Origin of the sequence: Serratia sp. CY71090, from assembly GCF_052166845.1 — a bacterium.
Lineage (GTDB): Bacteria > Pseudomonadota > Gammaproteobacteria > Enterobacterales > Enterobacteriaceae > Serratia > Serratia nematodiphila.
In genome coordinates this window covers 164,303-186,757 of record NZ_JBJNOA010000008.1, presented here as the reverse complement: position 1 = coordinate 186,757, position 22,455 = coordinate 164,303, and the positions used below count along the sequence as shown (strand labels likewise).

Sequence of the window (22,455 nt, the reverse complement as noted above, 5' to 3'; positions counted from 1 at the left end):
TTTTCTCACGACGTGAATTTTTACGCCCTTGTACGGAGGCAACATAATGATTACCGGTATTCAAATTACCAAAGCGAACGACCAGGCGCTGGTGAATTCTTTCTGGCTGCTGGACGATGAAAAAGCGGAAGCTCGCTGCGTGTGCGCCAAGGCTAACTACGCGGAAGATCAGGTTGTCGCGGTGAGCGATCTGGGCCAGATCGAATACCGTGAAGTGCCGCTGGAAATGCAGCCGACCGTGCGTGTGGAAGGTGGCCAGCACCTGAACGTCAACGTGCTGCGCCGTGAAACCCTGGAAGACGCGGTCAAGCATCCGGAAAAATACCCGCAGCTGACCATCCGCGTGTCCGGCTATGCGGTGCGTTTCAATTCCCTGACGCCGGAACAGCAGCGCGACGTTATCGCCCGCACCTTTACCGAAAGCCTGTAATCGGCGGCGCAGTCAATCAGGGAGCTTCGGCTCCCTTTTTGCGTTTGGCGGCCGAAAACCAAACGTGGATCACAATTTGCACAAAGTTAAGCATTCCTGATACAGAACTCATCCGACCTGCCGATAGCTAAGTCAGTACCTATTCAGGTGCTCAATAAAAAGTCTATCGACAAGGAGTCGGCATGAGTATGCCTTTAAGTTTTACCTCTGCAGTATCTCCGGTGGCCGCGATCCCTACATCTCGCGCCATCGCCGAGACGGCACCGGCGGCGCAGCCCGCAGCCGCGCCGGCAAGTCCCGCGCCGGTGGCCACCCCCTCTCAGAACACGCTCAATGCGCAGAATCTGTTGAATACGTTGGTCGGCGATCTCTCCGCAGCGGCGCCGACGGCGGCGGCGGCAGTGCCGGGCGTGACCCGGGGGCAGCAATCGCAAGAGGGCGATTATGCGTTGGCGCTGTTGGCCAAGGACGTTTACTCGCTGAACGGCCAGGGCGCCGCCGGGTTCAACCGTCTGAGCGACAGCGCGTTGCTCGGGTTCGGCATCGATCCCGCCAGCCTGCACGACGCGGGCAGCGGTTTCCAGGCCGGGATTTACAGCAACGACAAGCAGTATGTGTTGGCGTTCGCCGGCACCAACGACTGGCGCGACTGGCTGAGCAACGTGCGGCAGGCGACGGGTTATGACGATGTGCAGTACAATCAGGCGGTTGCCGCCGCCAAAAGCGCCAAGGCGGCCTTCGGCGATGCGCTGGTGATCGCCGGTCATTCGCTCGGCGGCGGTCTGGCGGCCACGGCGGCGCTGGCGACCGGCACCGTCGCGGTCACCTTCAATGCGGCCGGGGTGTCGGATTACACGCTGAATCGCCTGGGTATCGATCCGGCGGCGGCGAAGAAAGATGCCGAAGCCGGCGGCATCCGTCGTTACAGCGAGCAATATGACATGCTGACCAGCACCCAGGAGTCGACTTCGCTGATCCCGGACGCCATTGGCCACAACATCACCCTGGCCAACAGCGATACCCTGACCGGTATCGATGACTGGCGGCCGAGCAAACATCTCGATCGCAGCCTGACGGCGCACGGCATCGACAAGGTGATAAGCTCGATGGCGGAACAAAAGCCGTGGGAGGCGAAGGCCAATGCCTGAAGGGCGTCGCTTGCGGCGGGCGCTGGCGATAGCCTTACTGGCGCTGGTCGCGGTGACCGGTTTACTGATGATGGCTAAGGAGCAACAGATGGGGCAGGAGATTTCACCGTTTGACGGCTGCAGCAATCTGGCGCTGGCTCAGGCGGTGGCGCGCGGCGATACGCAGGGTATCCATGCGCAGGCTACGCAGGATCGTTTGCGCGAACGGGGCGATCGGCAGGTCACGCTGTTGCAGTGGGCGGTGCTTTCTCAGCAGCCGGCCAGCGTGCAGGCGTTGCTGGATCTCGGCGCCGATGCGGCGGCGGCGGGGCTGGACGGCAACAGTGCGCTGCACACCGCAGCGATATTGCACGATGCGCAGTACCTGCGGTTGCTGCTGGCCAAGGTTAAGCAGGTGAACGTGCGTAATGCCGTTACCGGCGCCACACCGCTTGCGGCGGCGGTGCTGGCCGGGCGTGAGGAGCAACTGCGGCTGCTGCTGGCGGCCGGGGCGGACACCACCCTGAGCGATCGGCTGGGGGATACCCCGCTGCATCTGGCGGCGAAGATTAATGCGCCGCATCTGGCGCTGTTGCTGTTGCAGGCTGGGGCCGATGCCCGGGCGCGCAATCAGCAGGGTTTTGCGTTCCAGTTTTATTTCTCGCAAACGCCGGCGCATTTGCAGAATGAAGAGCTGAAGGCGCAGTTCCGCGAGCTGGATAAATGGCTGCAGGGGCACCGCCTGGCCACGCATTACGCGCAGCAGTAAACGCCCATAAAAAAACCGCCTGCACAGGCGGTTTTTTCTTGAACAGTGGCGGTTATTGCGCGTCGCCGGCCGGTTTGGCCTTCGCCTGACGGCGTTTGCCGACGTTTTTGGCGTCGCGATGGCGCACTTTCACCTTGTTGGCTTTTTCTTTGCTTTTCGCTTTTTCTTCCGCGCGTTTTGCCAGCACTTTCTTCGACGGTTTACCGTTGCTCTTCTCGTTTGGCACCTTGGTTTTCGGCCGCAGTTCGTCGATCACGCGCGCTTTCAGCGGTTCGTTCAGGTAACGGCCCACTTTACCCAGCAGCAGATGATCGTGCGCTTCCACCAGCGAAATGGCGGTGCCTTTGCGCCCGGCGCGGCCGGTACGGCCGATGCGGTGCAGGTAGGTATCCGCAGTGCGCGGCATGTCGAAGTTGAATACGTGGGTGATATCGAGGATATCCAGGCCGCGCGCGGCAACGTCGGTGGCCACCAGCACGTTAACCCGGCCATCCATCATGCGTTTGACCGCTTCGTTGCGTTTGGCCTGCACCATTTCGCCTTCGAGATAGCAGGTGTTGATGCCCGCTTCGCGCAGCCAGGTGGCCAGTTCGTGCACGCGCTCGCGCTTGCGCACGAAGATCACCGATTTTTGCACGTCCGGCTGTTTCAGCAGGTGGATCAGCAGCGCGGTTTTGTGCTGCACGTCATCGGCGCGGTAGTACCACTGCAGGATCTTTTTGCGTTCGCGGCGCGACGGGTCGGCTTCCACTTCCACCGGCTCTTTCAGGATGCGCTCGGCGAATTCGCGGATCGCTTCGCCTTCCAGCGTGGCGGAGAACAGCAGCGTTTGGTTGCGCCAGCGGGTTTCGGCGGAGATGGTTTCGATGTCCTGCGCGAAGCCCATGTCAAGCATGCGGTCGGCTTCGTCGAGGATCAGGGTTTCCACCGCGCGGCAGTCGAAGTTCTCTTCTTTAATGTATTGCAGCAAGCGGCCGGTGGTGGCGACCACCACGTCCTGGTTTTCGCTGAACACTTCCGCATGGTTCATGTAAGCGACGCCGCCGGTGATGGTGGCGATATCCAGCGAGGTATGAGCAGCCAATTCACGCGCCTGGTCGGCGACCTGCATCGCCAGCTCGCGCGTTGGCGTCAGGATCAGCACGCGCGGCGGGCCGGATTTCTTGCGTGGAAAGTCCAGCAGGTGCTGCAACACGGGCAGCAGGAAGGCGGCGGTTTTGCCGGTGCCGGTCGGAGCCGAACCTAAGACGTCGCGCCCGTCCATCGCCGGCGGGATAGCAGCGGCCTGAATGGCAGTGGGGCGATCGTAGCCTTTGTCGCGCAGCGCGTCGATCAGGCGATCATCGAGTTCGAGTTCGGAAAAAGTGGTTGCTGTCATGGTCTACCTCTACTTGGGGCGCCGATTATAGACGGGTTGGCCGCGATCTTCACCTATTTAAGCGGAAAGCCGCTCTTTTCCCGCCGATCAGATTGCCTTATGCTACGCCAGTTTTATAGCCAGGTGGTGAGTGTGAGCAAGCGATCGAAAGCCGATTTTACCCCGCGTCGCGGGGGGTTTACCTTTAAACAATTCTTTGTCGCCCACGATCGTTGCGCCATGAAAGTGGGCACCGACGGGGTGTTGCTCGGCGCCTGGGCGCCGGTGGGGCAGGCGCGCCGGGTGCTGGACATCGGCAGCGGCAGCGGGCTGATCGCGCTGATGCTGGCGCAGCGCAGCGGCGACGAGGTGACCGTCGACGCGGTGGAACTGGACGAAGCCGCCGCCGGCCAGGCGCGCGAAAACGCGGCGGAATCGCCGTGGCCGCAGCGCATCCGCGTGCATGCGCAGGATATTCATCATTATGCGCAGCAGCATGTCGCTGAGTATGATCTGATCGTCAGCAACCCGCCGTATTTCGAGCCGGCGGTGGCCTGCCGCGACCAGGCGCGCCACAACGCGCGTTACACCGAAACCCTGACGCACGACGCGCTGTTGGCCTGCGCGGCGCAGCTGCTGGTGGAGCAAGGAACGTTTTGCGTGGTGCTGCCGCACGACATAGGCGCCGAATTTGAAAGCCTGGCGCAGCAAAGCGGTTGGCACACGGCGGCGAAAGTGAACGTCAGCGATCGGGCCGATACGCCGCCGCACCGGATGTTGCTGGCGCTGACGCGTAAGGAAACGCCGCTGCGGGAGCAGGCGCTGGCGATCAAACAGGCCGACGGCAGCTATACCGACGATTTCCGCCGGTTGATCGCCGACTTCTATCTGTTTTACTGAAAGGAAAAGGGCGCCGATAAGGCGCCCTGTCGCATGGTTTAAGGCTGCAAAATGGTCGGCTGCGCTTCCGGCAGCAAATCCGGGTAGTCCAGCGTGTAGTGCAGGCCGCGGCTCTCTTTGCGCGCCATGGCGCTGCGCACGATAAGTTCGGCCACCTGCACCAGATTGCGCAGCTCCAGCAGGTTGTTGGAGATGCGGAAGTGAGCGTAGTACTCGTCGATTTCCGCCTGCAGCGTATTGATGCGGCGCAGGGCGCGCTCAAGGCGCTTGGTGGTGCGCACGATGCCGACGTAATCCCACATGAACAGCCGCAGCTCGTGCCAGTTGTGCTGGATCACCACCCGTTCGTCCGCATCGTCCACCCGGCTTTCATCCCAGTGCGGCACCTGTTTGGCCTGCTGGATGAACGGCAGGCGCTGCAGAATGTCTTCCGCCGCCGACCAACCGTAAACCAGGCACTCCAGCAGTGAATTCGACGCCATGCGATTGGCACCGTGCAGGCCGGTGTAGCTGACCTCGCCGATGGCGTACAGCCCGTCGAGATCGGTGCGGCCGTGCTGATCGACCATCACGCCGCCGCAGGTGTAGTGCGCCGCCGGGACGATAGGGATCGGTTGCCGAGTCAGATCGAAGCCCAGCGTCAGCAGCTTTTCGTAGATCATCGGGAAGTGCTGGGTGATGAATTCCGCTGGCTTGTGGCTGATGTCCAGGTACATGCAGTCGGCGCCCAGGCGCTTCATTTCATGGTCGATGGCGCGGGCGACGATATCGCGCGGGGCCAGTTCGCCGCGCGGGTCGAAATCCGGCATAAAGCGGCTGCCGTCCGGGCGTTTCAGGTAGGCGCCTTCGCCGCGCAGCGCTTCTGTCAGCAGGAAGTTGCGCGCCTGCGGGTGGAACAGGCAGGTCGGGTGGAACTGGTTGAACTCCAGGTTGGCGACCCGGCAGCCGGCGCGCCAGGCCATGGCGATGCCGTCGCCGGAGGAGATGTCCGGGTTGGTGGTGTATTGGTACACCTTGGCCGCGCCGCCGGTGGCCAGTACCACCGTTTTGGCGCGATAGGTTTCCACCCGCTCCAGCTCGCGGTTCCAGACGTAAGCGCCCACCACTCGGCGGGTGCCCGGCAGGCCGATTTTGTTCGAGGTAATAAGGTCGACCGCGTTGCGGCGTTCCATCACGTAAATATTGGGGTGAGCGCTTGCTTTCCCTACCAGCGTGGTCTCTACTTCCTTACCGGTAGCGTCTGCGGCGTGCAGGATGCGGCGATGGCTGTGGCCGCCTTCGCGCGTGAGGTGATAATGCTCCTCGCCCTGCGCGTTGACCTCGGTGTCGAACAGCACGCCCTGATCGATCAGCCATTGCACGCAGTGGCGCGCGTTGCCGGCGATGAATTCGACGGCCTCTTTGTCGCACAGGCCGGCGCCGGCAATCAAAGTGTCATCAACGTGTGAGGCAATGCTGTCCGTCTCATCGAACACCGCGGCGATCCCGCCCTGGGCGTAAAAGGTGGCTCCCTCGCTGAGCGGCCCCTTGCTGAGAACGGTAACCTTGCAATGCTGCGCCAGGCGCAGCGCCAGTGACAGGCCCGCAGCGCCGCTGCCGACGATCAGTACATCGCTAACATGTTCAGATGATGGTTGCATAACGTATGATGTGTGCAGAAGAAGAGTGAATTTCATGTTAGCCTAACTGTCCGGGCAAAAGCCACGGATAGGGTGACATCAACAGAAAAAACAATGGCGATATGGAACTTCGTGTTCTATATGAACTCCAAGCGAGTGCTTGCTCAGGAAAATAATGTATGGCTGGCAGTACAATTTTACGCGTGGAGACGGATTTGGGGAGAGTTTACCTCGGATGAGCGAGCAGTTAACGGATCAAGTTCTGGTCGAGCGGGTCCAAAAGGGCGACCAGAAGTCGTTTAACCTACTGGTAGTGCGCTATCAGCATAAGGTGGCGAGTCTCGTTTCCCGCTATGTGCCGCAGGGCGATGTGCCCGATGTGGTGCAGGAGTCGTTTATCAAGGCCTATCGCGCACTGGAATCGTTCCGTGGCGACAGCGCTTTTTATACCTGGTTGTATCGAATCGCCGTGAACACGGCAAAGAATTATCTGGTTGCTCAGGGGCGCCGTCCGCCATCCAGTGATGTGGACGCCAACGATGCGGAAAATTACGAAAGTGCGGGCGCACTGAAAGAAATTTCGAACCCTGAGAACTTAATGTTGTCAGAAGAGCTGAGACAGATAGTTTTCCGTACCATAGAGTCTCTCCCTGAGGATCTTCGCATGGCGATTACCCTGCGGGAGTTGGATGGTCTAAGCTACGAAGAAATAGCCGCCATCATGGATTGCCCGGTCGGAACCGTACGTTCGCGTATTTTCCGCGCCCGGGAAGCTATCGATAATAAAGTTCAACCGCTGATCCAGCGTTAGCAATGGCGGGCACAGGAAGGGTACTTAGGCATGCAGAAAGAAAAGCTTTCCGCTCTGATGGATGGTGAATCGTTCGACAGCGAGCTGTTGAGTTCTCTGTCGCAAGATCGAACGCTTCAACAAAGCTGGCAGAGCTATCACCTGATACGTGACACACTGCGAGGTGATGTCGGACAAGTGATGCATCTCGACATCGCCGATCGCGTCGCCGCTGCACTTGAGAAAGAACCCGCCCGGCTGGTGCCTTCCGCCGTTCAGGAATCTCAGCCGCAGCCTCACACCTGGCAGAAAATGCCGTTCTGGGACAAAGTGCGTCCTTGGGCGAGCCAGATTACGCAAATCGGCATGGCGGCCTGCGTGTCGCTGGCGGTGATCGTCGGCGTGCAGCACTACAACCAGCCTTCTGCGACATCGAACGCGTCCGAATCGCCGGCCTTCACCACGCTGCCGATCATGGGGCAGGCCTCGCCGGTCAGCCTGGGCGTTCCTGCCGACAGTTTCTCCACCGGCAGCGGCCAACAGCAGCAGGTGCAGGAACAGCGCAAGCGTATCAACGCCATGCTGCAGGACTATGAACTGCAACGTCGCCTGCATTCGGATCAGCTGCAGCTTGAGCAAGGCAACCCGCAACAGGCTGCCATTCAGGTTCCCGGAACTCAGTCTTTAGGAATGCAACAGCAGTAATGAAGCAAATCTGGTTCTCCGTTTGTTTATTGACGGGCAGCCTGCTCTATTCCAGCATCGCCCCGGCGCAGCCAACTGCGTCCGGGGCGTTATTGCAACAGATGAGCAGCGCCAGCCGTTCTCTCAATTACGAGCTCGCCTACATCAGCGTCAGCAAGCAGGGAATCGAGTCGTTGCGCTATCGCCATGCGGTGATCGGCAACGTGCCGCTCGGCCAGCTGCTGCATATGGATGGCCCGCGCCGCGAAGTGTTGCAGCGCGGCGGCGGGATCAGCTACTTCGAACCCGGTCTGGAGCCGTTCACGCTCACTGGCGATCACATCGTCGATGCGCTGCCGGCGATCGTTTATGCCGATTTCACCCGTCTGGCGAAGTATTACGACTTCATCTCCGTGGGCAGCACCCGCATCGCCGATCGGCCGTGTGAAGTGCTGCGCGTGGTGGCGCGCGACGGTTCCCGCTACAGCTACATCGTCTGGATGGACGAAGACACCAAGCTGCCGCTGCGGGTGGATTTGCTCGATCGCGACGGCGAAACGCTGGAGCAATATCGGGTGATCTCCTTTGCGGTCGGCGCCGAGGTGCAGGGCGCGATGCAGGGGCTGCTCAAGGCCAACCTGCCGCCGCTGCTGTCGCTGCCGGCGGTGGAAAACGTCCAGCTCAGCTGGAGCACCGGCTGGCTGCCGGCCGGCGTGGACGAGGTGGCGCGCAATCGCCGCAAATTGCCGAACGTCGCCGTGCCGGTGGAATCCCGGCTCTACAGCGACGGCCTGTTCAGTTTCTCGGTCAACGTCAGCCCGGCGGGCAGCGGCGCCGGGCAGCAGTACTACCGTCAGGGGCGCCGCACCATTCAGACCGAAGTGCGCGCGGGCAACGAAATCACGATTGTGGGCGAATTGCCGCCGGCGACGGCCAAGCGCATCGCCGACAGCATTTCTTTCAAGGTATCGCCGTAATGATGAAAGAGTGGGCCACGGTGGTTTCGTGGCAACAGGGCGTAGCGCTGCTGCGCTGTGAACCCAAGGCCGGCTGCGGCAGTTGCACTGCGCGCTCCGGCTGTGGCGCGCGTGCGCTGAACGAGCTGGTGCCGGAAACCGAGCATCAGCTGCAGGTACATATCGATCAGCCGCTCGAACCGGGGCAGCGCGTCGAGGTCGGCATCGCGGAAGGCAGCCTGCTGCGCTCCGCCATGCTGGTTTACCTGACGCCGCTGCTGGGCATGATGGTGGGCGGCGCGTTGCTGCAATATTGTTTCGGCAGCGACGCCTCGGCGGCAGTTGGCGCCGTGTTGGGCGGCGGTGCGGCCTTTATGCTGGCTCGCCGCTTGGCCCGACGTCTGGGCGAGCAGGCGGATTACCAGCCGGTGGTGCTGCAAATTGGGTTGCCGCCTACCGCGATACGCATGCAGGCGGAAAACTCCCCGCTGATTTAAACCGATGGCCGCGTCATCGCCGGGTTGTGATAGGCGGGGATGCGGTTGTGGATCATATGCTCCAACAGCGCGATGAATAGATCGGCGCTGAGCAGCGAATCGTAGTTAATCGCGAACAGCACATTTCCCTGGCCGTCGAATAAGCGGATGCCGCGCTGCGGATGATTTTCCAACGCGCGGATCTGTTCGATAGGCACGTTTCCCCGTTCCGTCGTCAGCAGGGTGGCGCTCAGCCGCAGCGTTTCGGTCGGCGTGCCTTGCTGCTTGCCGAGCAGCAACTGCCACAGCCAGCGCGCGTCGCCCTCTATGGTGTGAAACGATACCGTTCCCCCCTGATAGAGCGCATTCAGCGCCAGCGGCCCGCGCTGCTGCAGCTGTTGGTCGACGATCACGTCCGCCAATCGCCACGAGTGGGCGACGTTGCTGAAAACCGTGCACCAGGGCTGATCTGCACCGGCGCGGAACGCCGTAACGTCAAACAGCCCGCCAAAAGCCTGGCCGCCGCGAAAACGATAGATGTCGCCGATCTTCTCAAACGGGATAAAACGCTCTTTGTGATGGTGGCTGTCAAAGACCCGCACGCCGTGCTCGTACAGACGATAGGTCAGCGTCGGACGCAGATAATGCCGCAGCGCCAGCAGCGTACAGCCGAGTAAAATCGTGCCCGCGCCGGCTTGCAACAGCGTGATGACCTGGCTCTCGTCAATGCTGCTCAGCAGCGGCAGCACCAACAGCGCTGCCCCCACGCTAAACAGCAGTGCCGCCGCCGCCAGTATGCCCCAGTTGACCTTTGAAAAATCGTGCCGGCTCAGCATTTGCCCTTTATCGATCATAATGCACCTTCCAATCAACGTACGCAGATATGCTGGTGAACCCCGGTGGGCTGCCGATGTAGTGCCCTGAATAATGTTTTGTCGCGGAGCTCATGCCCTTTCTATCCGAGGGACGGTGGTGGCGTATATGGGGTTTTTCCTAAAGGAAGTGAGGCAAAATGGAATTCTAAGAGGTTGATCCAAATATTCTTTTTTTATAATTTCGGAGAGGGTTTATTGCGCTGTGGCCGGTTATGTATTAGCGCCGAAGTTTGACGGCCACGAAGCACCGGCAAGCCTTGGGTTCAGGCCGCATCGTCCGCGTTAACATCTGTTTTCACCCGCCGGGGCGCCCTGTAACATTTAGCGGCGCATAATAGAGTGCCTTCACTGCACCGATCGCTAGGTTTTCAGTGGTGTGGCATGTAGAATGCAGCGATTCAGGTGCAAGACGGCCTCACCCATTCACTGTCGCTTTAGGTCCATGCGGGTTTCTATAGGCGAGTAATTCAGAAATACCAAGGCAGAAAAACTTTTATAATGAAGCATATACGAAATTTCTCCATTATTGCCCATATTGACCACGGTAAGTCGACGCTGTCTGACCGCATTATCCAAATCTGCGGTGGCTTGACCGACCGTGAAATGGCTGCGCAGGTGCTCGATTCCATGGATCTGGAGCGCGAGCGCGGCATCACCATCAAGGCGCAGAGCGTGACGCTGGATTATAAAGCGCAGGATGGGCAGACCTATCAGCTTAACTTTATCGACACTCCCGGCCACGTTGACTTCTCCTATGAAGTGTCCCGCTCGCTGGCGGCCTGCGAAGGCGCACTGCTGGTGGTGGACGCCGGCCAGGGCGTAGAAGCCCAGACGCTGGCCAACTGCTACACCGCGATCGAAATGGATCTGGAAGTGGTGCCGGTGTTGAACAAAATCGACCTGCCGGCCGCAGATCCGGATCGCGCCGCGCAGGAAATCGAAGACATCGTCGGCATCGACGCCACCGATGCGGTGCGCTGCTCGGCCAAAACCGGCGTCGGCGTGCCCGACGTGCTGGAGCGCCTGGTGCGCGACATTCCGCCGCCGCAGGGCGATCCGGATGCGCCGCTGCAGGCGCTGATCATCGACTCCTGGTTCGATAACTACCTGGGCGTCGTGTCGCTGGTGCGCGTCAAGAACGGCACGCTGCGCAAGGGCGACAAGATCAAGGTCATGAGCACCGGCCAGGTGTATAACGCCGATCGCTTGGGCATCTTCACGCCGAAGCAGGTCGATCGCGACGTGCTGAACTGCGGCGAAGTGGGCTGGCTGGTCTGTGCGATCAAAGACATCCTCGGTGCGCCGGTGGGCGATACCCTGACGCAGGCGCGTCAGCCGGCGGATAAAGCGTTGCCGGGCTTCAAGAAAGTGAAGCCGCAGGTGTACGCCGGTCTGTTCCCGATCAGCTCCGACGACTATGAATCTTTCCGCGATGCGCTGGGCAAGCTGAGCCTTAACGACGCCTCCCTGTTCTACGAACCGGAAAGCTCCACCGCGTTGGGCTTCGGCTTCCGCTGCGGCTTCCTCGGTCTGCTGCACATGGAGATCATTCAGGAGCGTCTGGAGCGTGAATACGATCTGGATCTGATCACCACCGCGCCGACGGTAGTCTATGAAGTGGAAACCACCGGCAAGGAAGTGATCTACGTCGACAGCCCATCCAAGCTGCCGCCGTTGAACAACATCCAGGAACTGCGCGAGCCGATCGCCGAATGTCACATGCTGATGCCGCAGGAATACCTGGGCAACGTCATCACCCTGTGCGTTGAGAAGCGCGGCGTGCAGACCAACATGGTCTACCACGGCAACCAGGTGGCGCTGACCTATGAAATCCCGATGGCGGAAGTGGTGCTCGACTTCTTCGACCGCCTGAAGTCCACGTCGCGCGGTTATGCGTCGCTGGATTACAACTTCAAGCGCTTCCAGGCCTCTGACATGGTGCGCGTGGACGTGCTGATCAACAACGAGCGCGTGGATGCGCTGGCGCTGATCACTCACCGCGACAACTCGCAGTACCGCGGTCGTGAATTGGTGGAGAAGATGAAAGATCTGATCCCGCGTCAGCAGTTCGACATCGCGATTCAGGCGGCGATCGGCACGCACATCATCGCGCGCTCCACCGTGAAGCAGCTGCGTAAAAACGTGCTGGCGAAATGCTACGGCGGTGACGTCAGCCGTAAGAAAAAGCTGCTGCAGAAACAGAAAGACGGTAAGAAGCGCATGAAGCAGGTCGGCAACGTCGAGCTGCCGCAGGAAGCGTTCCTGGCCATTCTGCACGTCGGTAAAGACGGCAAGTAACCGCGACGAGTTCGCGAAACGAGGGAGTTTGCATGGCGAATATGTTTGCCCTGATCCTGGCGTTGGCCACCCTGGTCACCGGGATCATCTGGTGCTTCGAGCGCTTTAAATGGGCGCCGGCCCGCCGCGCGAAGATTGCGGCGGTCAACGCACAGACCGCGGGCGCCGTAGACGATAAAACGCTGGCGAAAGTGGCGAAGCAGCCAGGCTGGGTGGAGACCGGCGCATCGGTCTTCCCGGTGTTGCTGCTGGTGTTTGTGGTGCGTTCGTTTATTTACGAACCGTTCCAGATCCCGTCCGGCTCAATGATGCCGACGCTGTTGATTGGCGATTTCATTCTGGTGGAGAAATATGCCTACGGCATTAAAGATCCGATTACCCAGACGACGCTCATTGAAACCGGCCATCCGAAGCGTGGTGATATTGCGGTATTTAAATATCCGCTGGATCCGAAACTGGATTATATCAAGCGCGTGATTGGCCTGCCGGGCGACCGTATTACTTACGATCCGGTGAATAAGCGCGTCACGGTGCAGCCGTCCTGCAACAGCGGGCAGTCCTGTGATACCGCGCTGGCCGTGACCTACGCCGATGCGCAGCCGAGCGACTTCGTGCAGCTGTTCAGCCGCAGCGGCATGGGCGAGGCCAGCAACGGCTTCTACCAGATCCCGCTGAACGATAACGTGCCGTCGGGCGGCATTCGCATGCGTGAGCGCCAGGAAAGCCTCGGCAACGTCACGCACCGCATCCTGACCGTGCCGGACGCGCAGGATCGGGTGGGCGCTTACTACCAACAGCCGGGCAAACCGTTGGCGGAGTGGGTGGTGCCGGCCGGGCATTACTTCATGATGGGCGACAACCGTGACAACAGCGCGGACAGCCGTTACTGGGGCTTTGTGCCGGAGAAGAATCTGGTGGGCAAAGCCACGGCCATCTGGATGAGCTTTGAAAAACAGGAAGGCGAGTGGCCTACCGGCGTGCGTTTCAGCCGGATCGGCGGCATTCATTAATCGCTGATTTATTCCCTGTCAATTTCACGCCGCAGCCTGCTGCGGCGTGAAAGATTAAGAGGATATAAACACAGCATTATGTTTCCACTCGTTGTAGAATACCTTCTCGAGCGATAAAAGTTGGCTCCTGCTGGGAGCCACTGCAAACGAAACAGCTTTGGATCGGCTTTCGGCGAAGCAGGCCTGTTCCGTGTGCTGCAAGTTTTTGACGCATTCTTGATCTATTGGTAACTCATGAACCCCATCGTAATAAACAGGCTGCAGCGGAAGCTGGGCTACACTTTTCAACAGCAGGAGCTTTTACTGCAGGCTTTGACTCACCGCAGCGCCAGCAGTAAACACAATGAACGTCTTGAGTTTCTGGGTGACTCGATTCTGAGCTTTGTCATCGCCAATGCGCTCTATCACCGTTTTCCTCGCGTAGACGAGGGCGACATGAGCCGCATGCGCGCCACGCTGGTGCGCGGCAACACGCTGGCGGAGATGGCGCGCGAGTTTGACCTGGGCGAATGTCTGCGGCTTGGGCCGGGCGAATTGAAAAGTGGTGGGTTCCGCCGCGAGTCAATCCTGGCGGATACGGTGGAGGCATTGATCGGCGGCGTGTTCCTGGACAGCGACATCCAGACCGTCGAGCGTCTGATTTTGGACTGGTATCGCAGCCGGTTGGACGAAATCAGCCCCGGCGATAAGCAGAAAGACCCGAAAACCCGTTTGCAGGAATTTTTGCAGGGGCGTCATCTGCCGTTGCCTTCTTATTTGGTGGTGCAGGTTCGCGGTGAAGCGCACGACCAGGAGTTTACCATCCACTGCCAGGTGAGTGGTTTGAGCGAGCCCGTGGTGGGCACCGGCTCGAGCCGCCGTAAAGCCGAGCAGGCGGCAGCGGAACAAGCGCTGAAAAAGCTGGAGCTTGAATGAGCGAAGTAAAACAACACTGCGGGTTTATCGCCATCGTCGGCCGCCCGAATGTGGGCAAATCGACGTTGCTGAACCAACTGCTGGGGCAGAAGGTTTCCATTACGTCGCGTAAGCCGCAGACGACCCGTCACCGCATCATGGGCATCGACACCGATGGCGCCTATCAGGCGATCTACGTCGATACCCCAGGGCTGCACATTGAAGAAAAACGCGCCATCAACCGTTTGATGAACCGCGCGGCCAGCAGCTCGATCGGCGACGTTGAGCTGGTGATCTTCGTGGTCGAAGGCACCAACTGGACCGCCGACGACGAAATGGTGGTCAACAAGCTGCGCAGCCTGCGCTGCCCGGTATTGCTGGCGATCAACAAGGTCGATAACGTTACCGACAAATCCAAGCTGTTGCCGCACATCGCGTTCCTCAGCCAGCAGATGAACTTCCTCGACGTGGTGCCTATTTCCGCCGAGAAAGGGATGAACGTCGACACCATCGCCGGCATCGTGCGCAAGCTGCTGCCGGAAGCGGAACACCACTTCCCGGAAGATTACATCACCGATCGCTCTCAGCGCTTTATGGCGTCTGAGATCATTCGCGAGAAGTTGATGCGTTTCCTGGGCGAAGAGCTGCCGTATTCGGTGACGGTGGAAATCGAACAGTTCGTGGCTAACGATCGCGGCGGCTACGATGTGCACGGCCTGATCCTGGTTGAGCGCGAAGGCCAGAAGAAAATGGTCATCGGCAACAAGGGCGCCAAGATCAAAACCATCGGCATCGAAGCGCGTCAGGACATGGAACAGATGTTCGACGCCAAAGTGCATCTCGAGCTGTGGGTGAAAGTGAAATCCGGTTGGGCGGACGACGAACGTGCGCTGCGCAGCCTGGGCTATGTTGACGATCTGAAGTAACGATCCGTGGACGGCTGGGAGCGCGCTTTCGTCCTGCATGGGCGGCCGTACAGTGAAACCAGTCTGATGCTGGATCTGTTTACCGAAGGTCATGGGCGGGTGCGCTTGCTGGCGAAAGGCGCGCGCAGCCGCCGCTCCAATCTGAAGGGTTGCCTGCAACCCTTTACCCCCCTGTTAGTGCGCTGGGGCGGCCGCGGCGAAGTGAAAACGCTGCGCAACGCCGAAGCGGTCTCTCTCGGTTTACCCCTCAGCGGCATGATGCTTTACAGCGGCCTGTATGTGAACGAACTGCTGGCGCGCGTGCTGGAGCAGGAAACCAACTACTCGGTGCTGTTCTTCGACTACTTGCAATGCCTGCAGGCGCTGGCGGCGGAAGACAGTTCACCGGAACAGGCGCTGCGCCAGTTCGAGCTGGCCTTGTTGCATCATCTCGGCTACGGCCTCGATTTTCTGCACTGCGCCGGCAGCGGCCTGCCGGTGGATGACGCCATGACCTACCGTTACCGCGAAGAGAAAGGCTTTATCGCCAGCCTGGTGGTGGATCACTACAGCTTCACCGGGCGTGAACTGCGCGCGCTGGCGGAGCGGCAGTTTCCCGATGCCGAGACGCTGCGCGCCGCCAAGCGTTTCACCCGCATGGCGCTGAAACCCTACCTCGGCGGCAAACCGTTGAAGAGCCGCGAACTGTTCCGCCAGTTCGTGCGCAAACAGCCGAATACGCCGGTTGACGACGCCTGACCTTTTCCCCTTTTTCCGCCCTGCGCCCGCGTGTAAACTGCTGGCACTGAAAATCGTATTTAGAGGTTGTCATGGCTGATTTGCTGCTGGGCGTCAATATCGATCACATCGCCACGTTACGTAACGCGCGCGGAACCCAATACCCGGATCCGGTTCAGGCGGCATTCATTGCCGAACAGGCGGGGGCCGACGGCATTACCGTGCATCTGCGCGAAGATCGCCGCCACATCACCGACCGCGACGTGCGCTTGCTGCGCCAGACCATCCAGACGCGCATGAACCTGGAGATGGCGGTGACCGACGAGATGCTGGACATCGCCATTGAGCTGCAGCCGCATTTCTGTTGCCTGGTGCCTGAAAAACGCGAGGAAGTGACCACCGAAGGCGGCCTGGACGTCGCCGGCCAGATGGACAAAATGAGCGTGGCGGTCGAGCGCCTGGCTCAGGCGGGCATTCTGGTTTCGCTGTTCATCGATCCCGATCATCGCCAGATTGACGCGGCGGTGGCGGTGGGCGCCCCCTATATCGAAATCCACACCGGCGCCTACGCGGAAGCGCAGGGCGAGCTGGCGGTACAGGCCGAGCTGCGCCGCATCGCGGTCGCCGCCGTCTACGCGGCCGAGAAGGGGCTGAAGGTCAACGCCGGCCACGGCCTGACCTACCATAACGTGCAGCCGATCGCCGCGCTGCCGGAAATGCACGAGCTGAACATCGGCCATGCGATTATCGGCCAGGCGGTGATGAGCGGGCTGCCGGCCGCGGTTGCCGACATGAAAGTGCTGATGCGGGAAGCGCGCCGGTAATGGCGGTGCTCGGGCTGGGTACCGACATCGTCGAGATGGCGCGTATCGAAGCGGTGGTGGAGCGCAGCGGCGATCGTCTGGCGCGCCGGGTGCTGAGCGACGCCGAGTGGGCGCTGTACCAGCAGCACCAGCAGCCGATTCGCTTTCTGGCCAAGCGTTTCGCCGTGAAAGAGGCCGCCGCCAAGGCGTTCGGCACCGGCATTCGCAACGGCCTGGCGTTCAACCAGTTCGAGGTGTTCAACGATGCGTTGGGCAAACCGAATATTCGTTTGCACGGCCGCGCCGCCGAGCTGGCGGGGGAGATGGGGGTCACCGCGATCCACGTTTCGCTGGCCGATGAAAGGCGCTATGCCTGCGCGACGGTGATCGTCGAAAGCTGAAAAGAGAAAGGGCGCCTATGGCGCCCTTGTCAGTCCTGCGGCGGGTTAAATGCGATCGGCGTGGTGCAACACCACGAACTTATCCCACAGCTGCTCATTAGTCTCGCGATGCTGCGGATCGGTAATGATGGTGTTGTCGATGGGGCAGACCTGCTGACAGGTTGGCGTATCGTAATGGCCAACGCACTCGGTGCAGCGGTCGGTATCGATTTGGTAGATCTCATCGCCCATCGAAATCGCCTGGTTCGGGCATTCCGGCTCGCACATGTCGCAGTTGATGCATTTGCGTGTGATTAGCAGGGCCATGGCGTATCTCTCATTATTAACAGGGGTATTTTCGCAGCGGCGATTATACCGGTTAAACCAACTTTTTCATTAACTGTTCGCTGTGTTTGATGCGGTCGCGGGCATGATCGAGGTCGTGCTGGATCAGCGCCATAAACAGCAGGTCGGTGAGGGCGAACTGGGCCGTGCTGGAGGAGATGGCCGCGCTGCGGGTGTGGGGTTCTTCGGCGATGGTATAGAGGCAGTGGTCCGCGCGTTGCTGCAGGCCGTTGGGCGAGAAGCTGGTCAGCGCCAGCACCCTGGCGCCGGCCTGGCGCGCTTCTTCCGCCGCCAGATTGATTTCACGCCGCTCGCCGCTGAAGGAGATAGCCAGCAGCAGATCGCGTTTGTCCAGCGCCTGCACCGCCGCCAGTTGGACGTGCATATCCGCTTCGGCCACCGCCATCACGCCAATTTTCAGCAGCTTGAAGGAAAAATCCTTGGCCACCAGCCCGGAGGCACCGATGCCGATCAGCATCACCCGGCGCGCCTGGCGCAGCATGTCCAGCGCCTGATGCAGCCGCTCTTCGCTGTTGATGTCGAGCGTCGCGCGCAGCGCCGCCTGCTTTTCCGCCAGCAGCTTTTCACCGACGGTTTTCAGCGTATCGCTGCTGAGGATGTGGTTGTGAACGGTCACCACCGGCTCGGCCTGCGGTTGGGCCAGCGTCTCGCTCAGCGCCAGCTTCAGCGCCGGGAAACCTTTATAGCCCAGTTTTTGGGCGAACTTCACCACGCTCGACTGGCTGATGCCGGCCAACTGAGCCAGCTTTTGCGAGCTGAGATGGCGCGCCTGCTCGGCGTTATTCAGCAGAAAGTCCGCCAGCTTGCGGTCGTTTTGCGCCAGTGTCGGATACATCTGGCGAATGCGCAGAAGGGTACTCATTGTTCTTTCCCTGGAAACCAGCGGCTATTTTGCCATGCAGAGGGCGAAAACGCGCGGTGAAAATTTTTGTGAGCTCACCGTTAAAATAGCAAATAGCGCTCGCTTTGTTGAATAAAATATTCAAATATTGATTTAATTTTGTGAATTAAAAATTCAAAGGTGAACAGATGAACTTAGGCGCACTGGTATCGGAAACCCGCAACCCAGCCACCATGGGGCTGGATGAAATGTCGACGCTGGACATGGTTCGTTGCTTTAACCAGGAGGATCGCAAAGTGCCGGAGGCGATCGAAAAGGTGTTGCCGGCGATTGCACAGGCAGTCGATTTGGCCGCGGCGGCGTTGAAGGCCGGCGGCCGGTTGATTTATTTGGGCGCCGGCACCAGCGGTCGCCTGGGCGTATTGGACGCCTCCGAGTGCCCGCCGACCTTCGGCGTGCCGCACGGCGTGGTAGTGGGGCTAATCGCCGGCGGGCCGGGCGCGCTGCTCAAAGCGGTGGAGGGGGCGGAAGATGACGAGGCCCTGGGTGAAGCCGATCTCCGGGCGCTGAACCTCACCGCCGTCGATATGGTGGTGGGGTTGGCGGCCTCGGGGCGTACGCCCTACGTGATCGGCGCACTGCGCTATGCGCGCGGGCTGGGCTGCCCGACGGCGGCCATCTCCTGCAACCCGGATTCGCCGATTGCGCACGAAGCACAGGTGGCGATTTCGCCGGTGGTGGGGCCGGAGGCGCTGACCGGCTCAACGCGCCTGAAATCCGGCACCGCGCAGAAACTGGTACTCAACATGCTGTCGACCGGTGCGATGGTCAAACTGGGCAAGGTCTACCAGAACCTGATGGTGGACGTGAAGGCTACCAACGTCAAACTGGTGGATCGCGCCTGCCGCATCGTGATGGAGGCCACCGGCGCCGAACGCGCTCAGGCTGAGGCGGCGCTGGCGCAGACCGCCTTTGAGGTCAAACCGGCGATCCTGATGATTTTAGCTGGCGTCAGCGCCGATGAGGCGCAGCAGCGGCTGCAGCGGCACAATGGCTACCTGCGCGCGGCGCTGGCGCGTTAATTCACGGTGGGGGCGGCGATGGACAAGACAACGGCATTGGCGGCACAGATCCTGGCGGGCGTAGGGGGCGAGGGCAATATCCTCAAACTGGAAAACTGCATGACGCGGGTGCGCGTCGAGGTCAGCGATGAGCAGCGGCTGGATCTGGCCGCCCTCAAGCAACTGCCGGGGGTGAAGGGCTATATCAAGCAGGGTGAACAGCATCAGTTTATCGTCGGTCCGGGCGCCGCCGCCAAGGTGGTGGACGCCATGCGCGGGCTGCTGAGCGGTGATGCGCAGCCCGTTGCCGCCGTCGGTGACGCCGCCCGCACCAAGGCGCAGGCCAAGCAAAAATACGCTGCGCCGATGAGCGGCGCGCTGAAAAAGCTGGCCGATGTCTTTATTCCGCTGATCCCGGCGTTTATCGCCTCGGGCCTGATCACCGGCATCATCAACCTGCTGAAACGGCCCGACATCGCCGGCCAGCTGGCGGTGGACTACCCGAACGCGCTGGGGCTGCTGGCGATCTTCGGCAGCGCGGTGTTCGCCATCATGAACATTCTGGTCGGGGTCAACGCCGCGCGGGTGTTTGGCGGTTCGCAGGCGATGGGCGGCGTGATGGCCGGCATTCTCTCCAGTCCGGCGCTGGCGCAGATCACCCTGTTCGGGGAGGCGCTGCAGCCGGGGCGCGGCGGGGTGATCGCCGTATTGTTGGTGGTGGCGTTGATGTGCTGGGTGGAGAAGCGCCTGCGCACGCTGTTGCCGGAGTCGGTCGAACTGATCCTTAACCCATTGCTGACCACGCTGGTCACCGCCTCATTGGCGATCCTGATCCTGCAGCCGCTCGGGGGGGTTATTTCCGATGCCATCGCCCACGGCGCCAATCTGGCGATCGACAAGGGCGGGCTGCTGGTGGGGGCGTTGCTCTCGGGGCTGTTCCTGCCGCTGGTGCTCTCCGGCCTGCATCAGGGGCTGGTGCCGATCCACGTCGAGCTGGTGCAGGCGCACGGTTCCAACCCGCTGCTGCCGATCCTGGCGATGGCCGGCGTCGGTCAGGTGGGGGCGGCGCTGGCGGTGCTGCTGAAAACCCGCAACGCGCGGCTGAAGAAGGTGATCAAAGGGGCGTTGCCGGTCGGCATTCTCGGCATCGGCGAGCCGCTGATCTTCGGGGTGACGCTGCCGCTGGGCCGGCCGTTTATCGGCGCCTGCCTTGGCGGGGCGGTCGGCGGTGCGCTGATCAGCTACTGGAAGGTGGCGACGGTCATCACCTTCGGCATTTCGGGGCTGCCTTTGGCGTTGACCATCGTCTCAGGTAAGGTGATGTTGTATCTGGCGGGGATGCTGATTACGATTATCGCCGGTTTTCTCTTCACCTGGATGATGGGGTTCGACGATCCCGAGGAGTAGCGTTTGAGCGACAAGCAGCAACAACCGGCCGCAGAGGGGCGCCGCGTGGTCTTTTTCGATCTGGACGGCACCCTGCATCAGGAGGATATGTTCGGCAGTTTTTTGCGCTTTCTGCTGCGCCGCCTACCGCTGAACCTGCTGCTGGTAATACCGCTGCTGCCGCCGATCGGGTTGGCGCTGCTGCTGCTGGGGCGCGCAGCGCGCTGGCCGATGAGCCTGCTGCTGTGGGCGATTACTTTCGGGCGTTCTGAAGCGACGCTGAAGGCGCTGGAGCGGCAGTTTATCGAGGCTTTCCGCCAGAAGGTGACCGCGTTTCCGGTGGTGCAAATGCGGCTGCGGCAGTATCTGGAGGAGCACGATGCCGAAGTGTGGCTGATTACCGGCTCGCCGGAACGGCTGGTGGAGCAGGTGTATCACGATTCGGCGTTTCTGCCGCGGGTGCGGTTGATCGGCAGCCGCATCACGCGCCGCTGCGGCGGTTGGGTCTTGACCCTGCGCTGCCTGGGGGCGCAGAAAGTGGTGCAGCTGGAACAGCGGCTCGGCGCGCCGCTGCAGCTGTACAGCGGTTACAGCGACAGCAAGCAGGATAATCCGCTGCTGTTCTTTTGCGAGCACCGCTGGCGGGTGAGCAAGCAGGGCGAGCTGCAGCAGCTGGAATAAACCAAGGGCGGAGAATTCCGCCCTTGGTTGCTTTTATCGGTACCGCGATCAGTCGTCGCTCACGTCGTGCGGCTTGCGCCCCAGCTGCCAAATCTTTTCTGCATAATGCCCCAACGCCCACAGGCTCAGCCCGAGCAGCGCGAAGAAAATCGTCTTCGGCATGCTGTCCCAGAAAAACTCGAACAAACGGGTATACAGGTTGATGCCGAGGAAGGTCAGCCCGAAACCGCGCAGCATGGCGTCGTCATGCTTCAGCCCCAGCCAGATGGCGGCGAGGGCGGCCAGCCCGAACAGCAGGCTCCAGTGGAACAGCTCGATCTGGCGCGCGCGGTACCAGCTGTCGAGATCGCCGTAGTTGCCGAAGATAGACAGCAGCCACAGGGCGATGAACAGGTACAGCAGCCCCATCGCCAGCGACACCCGCTGCAGGCCGCGCTGCGCCAACAGCGGCCGCAGCAGTAATGCGGCGGCGATCAGCACCGCGCCAAAGGCGATAAAGCGAATCGGGTAACTCATGCCGAGCCAGTAGGCGCCCCAGCCGGACAGGTAGCCGGTCTCGGCGCCGAAGGCATTGCCGAGCGACAGCAGGGCGAACCACCACACCAGCCCGGAGCGGCTGAGCCAGCCGATCGCGCCGTACAGCAGCGCGGCGACCAGCAGCAGTACGGAAACCCGGCCGCTGCCGTTATCCAGCCAGGCCCCCAGTTGCCATAAGGCGCAGGCGGTAAGCAACACGGCGACAAACAATGCCGCTTCGTTGCCGTAACGTTTTTCCGGGTGCCGTTGGCGGCGGCGCAGCGCCCAGACATAGGCCAGCGCCGCGAGTACGCCGGCGATCGCCATGCGCACCGGCGCGTCGAAGCGGAACAGTCCGCTCAGCCATGCAAGCAGTTCGCTGTCGGCGAACAGGCTGGTGACGGCGATTAGCAGCGAGGCCAGCGCGGCGAGAAACGCATAGCGCGCCAGCCGCCGCCAGTCGAAAGGTTGCACGTCCACATGCTGCAGCAGTTGCTGCCGTTGTTCGGGCGTCATGGCGCCTTCCCCAACCCAGCCGTCCAGCGCCTTGCGCACCACGACGGCGTACTTTTTACTGAGTTTCATGCTTCTTG

24 protein-coding genes are annotated in these 22,455 nt (G+C 61.0%); 18 read left to right on the top strand and 6 right to left on the bottom strand.

What is annotated here, in order from left to right:
* Positions 1–46: 46 nt before the first annotated feature.
* From grcA to ACJ8OK_RS16375, 3 genes are all read left to right on the top strand, one after another.
* The gene (gene grcA, locus ACJ8OK_RS16385) at positions 47–430 is read left to right on the top strand and encodes an autonomous glycyl radical cofactor GrcA (protein ID WP_004929114.1); all 384 of its coding nucleotides are present in this window, start codon (positions 47–49) and stop codon (positions 428–430) included.
* A 182-nt stretch (positions 431–612) separates the two neighbouring features.
* Positions 613–1,578 (top strand): phospholipase, encoded by a 966-nt coding sequence (locus ACJ8OK_RS16380; protein WP_260953694.1) that lies wholly within the window; start codon positions 613–615, stop codon positions 1,576–1,578.
* Positions 1,571–2,326 (top strand): ankyrin repeat domain-containing protein, encoded by a 756-nt coding sequence (locus ACJ8OK_RS16375; RefSeq protein ID WP_048325154.1) that lies wholly within the window; start codon positions 1,571–1,573, stop codon positions 2,324–2,326. Before ACJ8OK_RS16380 ends, ACJ8OK_RS16375 begins: the two co-directional genes overlap by 8 nt.
* 52 nt (positions 2,327–2,378) lie before the next feature.
* Here ACJ8OK_RS16375 and srmB read toward each other — a convergent pair whose 3' ends face one another.
* Positions 2,379–3,704, bottom strand: coding sequence for an ATP-dependent RNA helicase SrmB (srmB, locus tag ACJ8OK_RS16370; RefSeq protein WP_015378813.1), 1,326 nt, complete (start codon positions 3,702–3,704; stop codon positions 2,379–2,381).
* Between the two features lie 99 nt (positions 3,705–3,803).
* Here srmB and trmN point away from each other — a divergent pair, with 99 nt between their 5' ends.
* Positions 3,804–4,583 carry a tRNA(1)(Val) (adenine(37)-N(6))-methyltransferase TrmN gene (trmN, locus tag ACJ8OK_RS16365; protein ID WP_261238714.1) on the top strand — a complete coding sequence of 260 codons (780 nt, stop codon included), beginning with the start codon at positions 3,804–3,806 and terminating at the stop codon, positions 4,581–4,583.
* Positions 4,584–4,621: 38 nt separating this feature from the next.
* On the opposite strand, the gene nadB is transcribed toward trmN, so the two are convergent.
* Positions 4,622–6,223: an L-aspartate oxidase gene (nadB, locus tag ACJ8OK_RS16360; RefSeq protein WP_442530690.1), complete on the bottom strand. Its 1,602-nt coding sequence runs from the start codon at positions 6,221–6,223 to the stop codon at positions 4,622–4,624.
* Between the two features lie 214 nt (positions 6,224–6,437).
* On the opposite strand from nadB, the gene rpoE reads away from it, so the two are divergent.
* Genes rpoE through rseC form a run of 4 tightly spaced genes read left to right on the top strand, consistent with a single transcriptional unit; the run spans position 6,438 to position 9,129 of the window.
* Complete coding sequence (rpoE, locus tag ACJ8OK_RS16355; protein WP_004929136.1) at positions 6,438–7,013, top strand: RNA polymerase sigma factor RpoE; 576 nt, start codon at positions 6,438–6,440, stop codon at positions 7,011–7,013.
* 30 nt (positions 7,014–7,043) lie between these two features.
* Positions 7,044–7,697, top strand: coding sequence for an anti-sigma-E factor RseA (gene rseA / locus ACJ8OK_RS16350; protein ID WP_015378809.1), 654 nt, complete (start codon positions 7,044–7,046; stop codon positions 7,695–7,697).
* The gene (gene rseB / locus ACJ8OK_RS16345) at positions 7,697–8,653 is read left to right on the top strand and encodes a sigma-E factor regulatory protein RseB (protein WP_004929141.1); all 957 of its coding nucleotides are present in this window, start codon (positions 7,697–7,699) and stop codon (positions 8,651–8,653) included. The genes rseA and rseB overlap by 1 nt, the downstream gene beginning before the upstream one ends.
* Positions 8,653–9,129 (top strand): SoxR-reducing system protein RseC, encoded by a 477-nt coding sequence (gene rseC / locus ACJ8OK_RS16340; RefSeq protein WP_085337248.1) that lies wholly within the window; start codon positions 8,653–8,655, stop codon positions 9,127–9,129. Before rseB ends, rseC begins: the two co-directional genes overlap by 1 nt.
* Here rseC and ACJ8OK_RS16335 read toward each other — a convergent pair.
* Entirely contained in the window at positions 9,126–9,962 is an 837-nt protein-coding gene (locus tag ACJ8OK_RS16335) for a hypothetical protein (protein WP_015378807.1), read from the bottom strand. The two genes, rseC and ACJ8OK_RS16335, sit on opposite strands and share 4 nt — an antisense overlap.
* Positions 9,963–10,481: 519 nt before the next feature.
* Here ACJ8OK_RS16335 and lepA point away from each other — a divergent pair.
* From lepA to acpS, 7 genes are all read left to right on the top strand, one after another.
* Positions 10,482–12,281: a translation elongation factor 4 gene (gene lepA, locus ACJ8OK_RS16330; RefSeq protein WP_004929150.1), complete on the top strand. Its 1,800-nt coding sequence runs from the start codon at positions 10,482–10,484 to the stop codon at positions 12,279–12,281.
* A gap of 32 nt (positions 12,282–12,313) precedes the next feature.
* A complete protein-coding gene (gene lepB / locus ACJ8OK_RS16325; protein ID WP_004929153.1) occupies positions 12,314–13,291 on the top strand; it encodes a signal peptidase I in 978 nt (325 codons plus the stop codon).
* Positions 13,292–13,525: 234 nt separating this feature from the next.
* On the top strand, positions 13,526–14,206 hold the full coding sequence (rnc, locus tag ACJ8OK_RS16320; RefSeq protein WP_004929158.1) for a ribonuclease III: 681 nt from the start codon (positions 13,526–13,528) through the stop codon (positions 14,204–14,206).
* Entirely contained in the window at positions 14,203–15,111 is a 909-nt protein-coding gene (era, locus tag ACJ8OK_RS16315) for a GTPase Era (protein WP_004929162.1), read from the top strand. Before rnc ends, era begins: the two co-directional genes overlap by 4 nt.
* 6 nt (positions 15,112–15,117) lie before the next feature.
* A complete protein-coding gene (gene recO, locus ACJ8OK_RS16310) occupies positions 15,118–15,849 on the top strand; it encodes a DNA repair protein RecO (RefSeq protein ID WP_004929165.1) in 732 nt (243 codons plus the stop codon).
* Positions 15,850–15,920: 71 nt separating this feature from the next.
* Positions 15,921–16,652 (top strand): pyridoxine 5'-phosphate synthase, encoded by a 732-nt coding sequence (pdxJ, locus tag ACJ8OK_RS16305; RefSeq protein ID WP_442530689.1) that lies wholly within the window; start codon positions 15,921–15,923, stop codon positions 16,650–16,652.
* Positions 16,652–17,032 carry a holo-ACP synthase gene (gene acpS, locus ACJ8OK_RS16300; RefSeq protein ID WP_004929169.1) on the top strand — a complete coding sequence of 127 codons (381 nt, stop codon included), beginning with the start codon at positions 16,652–16,654 and terminating at the stop codon, positions 17,030–17,032. The genes pdxJ and acpS overlap by 1 nt, the downstream gene beginning before the upstream one ends.
* 45 nt (positions 17,033–17,077) lie before the next feature.
* Here the strand turns inward: acpS and ACJ8OK_RS16295 are convergent, their stop codons facing one another.
* Both ACJ8OK_RS16295 and ACJ8OK_RS16290 read right to left on the bottom strand, forming a co-directional pair.
* Complete coding sequence (locus tag ACJ8OK_RS16295; RefSeq protein WP_033632309.1) at positions 17,078–17,338, bottom strand: YfhL family 4Fe-4S dicluster ferredoxin; 261 nt, start codon at positions 17,336–17,338, stop codon at positions 17,078–17,080.
* 52 nt (positions 17,339–17,390) lie between these two features.
* Positions 17,391–18,239 (bottom strand): MurR/RpiR family transcriptional regulator, encoded by an 849-nt coding sequence (locus ACJ8OK_RS16290; protein WP_016929788.1) that lies wholly within the window; start codon positions 18,237–18,239, stop codon positions 17,391–17,393.
* A 167-nt stretch (positions 18,240–18,406) separates the two neighbouring features.
* On the opposite strand from ACJ8OK_RS16290, the gene murQ reads away from it, so the two are divergent.
* The 3 genes from murQ to yfhb are packed head-to-tail and all read left to right on the top strand — an operon-like array spanning position 18,407 to position 21,346.
* Complete coding sequence (gene murQ / locus ACJ8OK_RS16285) at positions 18,407–19,300, top strand: N-acetylmuramic acid 6-phosphate etherase (RefSeq protein ID WP_033632310.1); 894 nt, start codon at positions 18,407–18,409, stop codon at positions 19,298–19,300.
* 18 nt (positions 19,301–19,318) lie between these two features.
* Entirely contained in the window at positions 19,319–20,686 is a 1,368-nt protein-coding gene (locus ACJ8OK_RS16280; protein ID WP_442530688.1) for a PTS transporter subunit EIIC, read from the top strand.
* A 3-nt stretch (positions 20,687–20,689) separates the two neighbouring features.
* Positions 20,690–21,346 (top strand): phosphatidylglycerophosphatase C, encoded by a 657-nt coding sequence (gene yfhb, locus ACJ8OK_RS16275; RefSeq protein WP_033632312.1) that lies wholly within the window; start codon positions 20,690–20,692, stop codon positions 21,344–21,346.
* 48 nt (positions 21,347–21,394) lie between these two features.
* Here yfhb and ACJ8OK_RS16270 read toward each other — a convergent pair whose 3' ends face one another.
* Positions 21,395–22,447, bottom strand: coding sequence for a DUF2157 domain-containing protein (locus tag ACJ8OK_RS16270; protein WP_261441081.1), 1,053 nt, complete (start codon positions 22,445–22,447; stop codon positions 21,395–21,397).
* Positions 22,448–22,455: the final 8 nt, after the last annotated feature.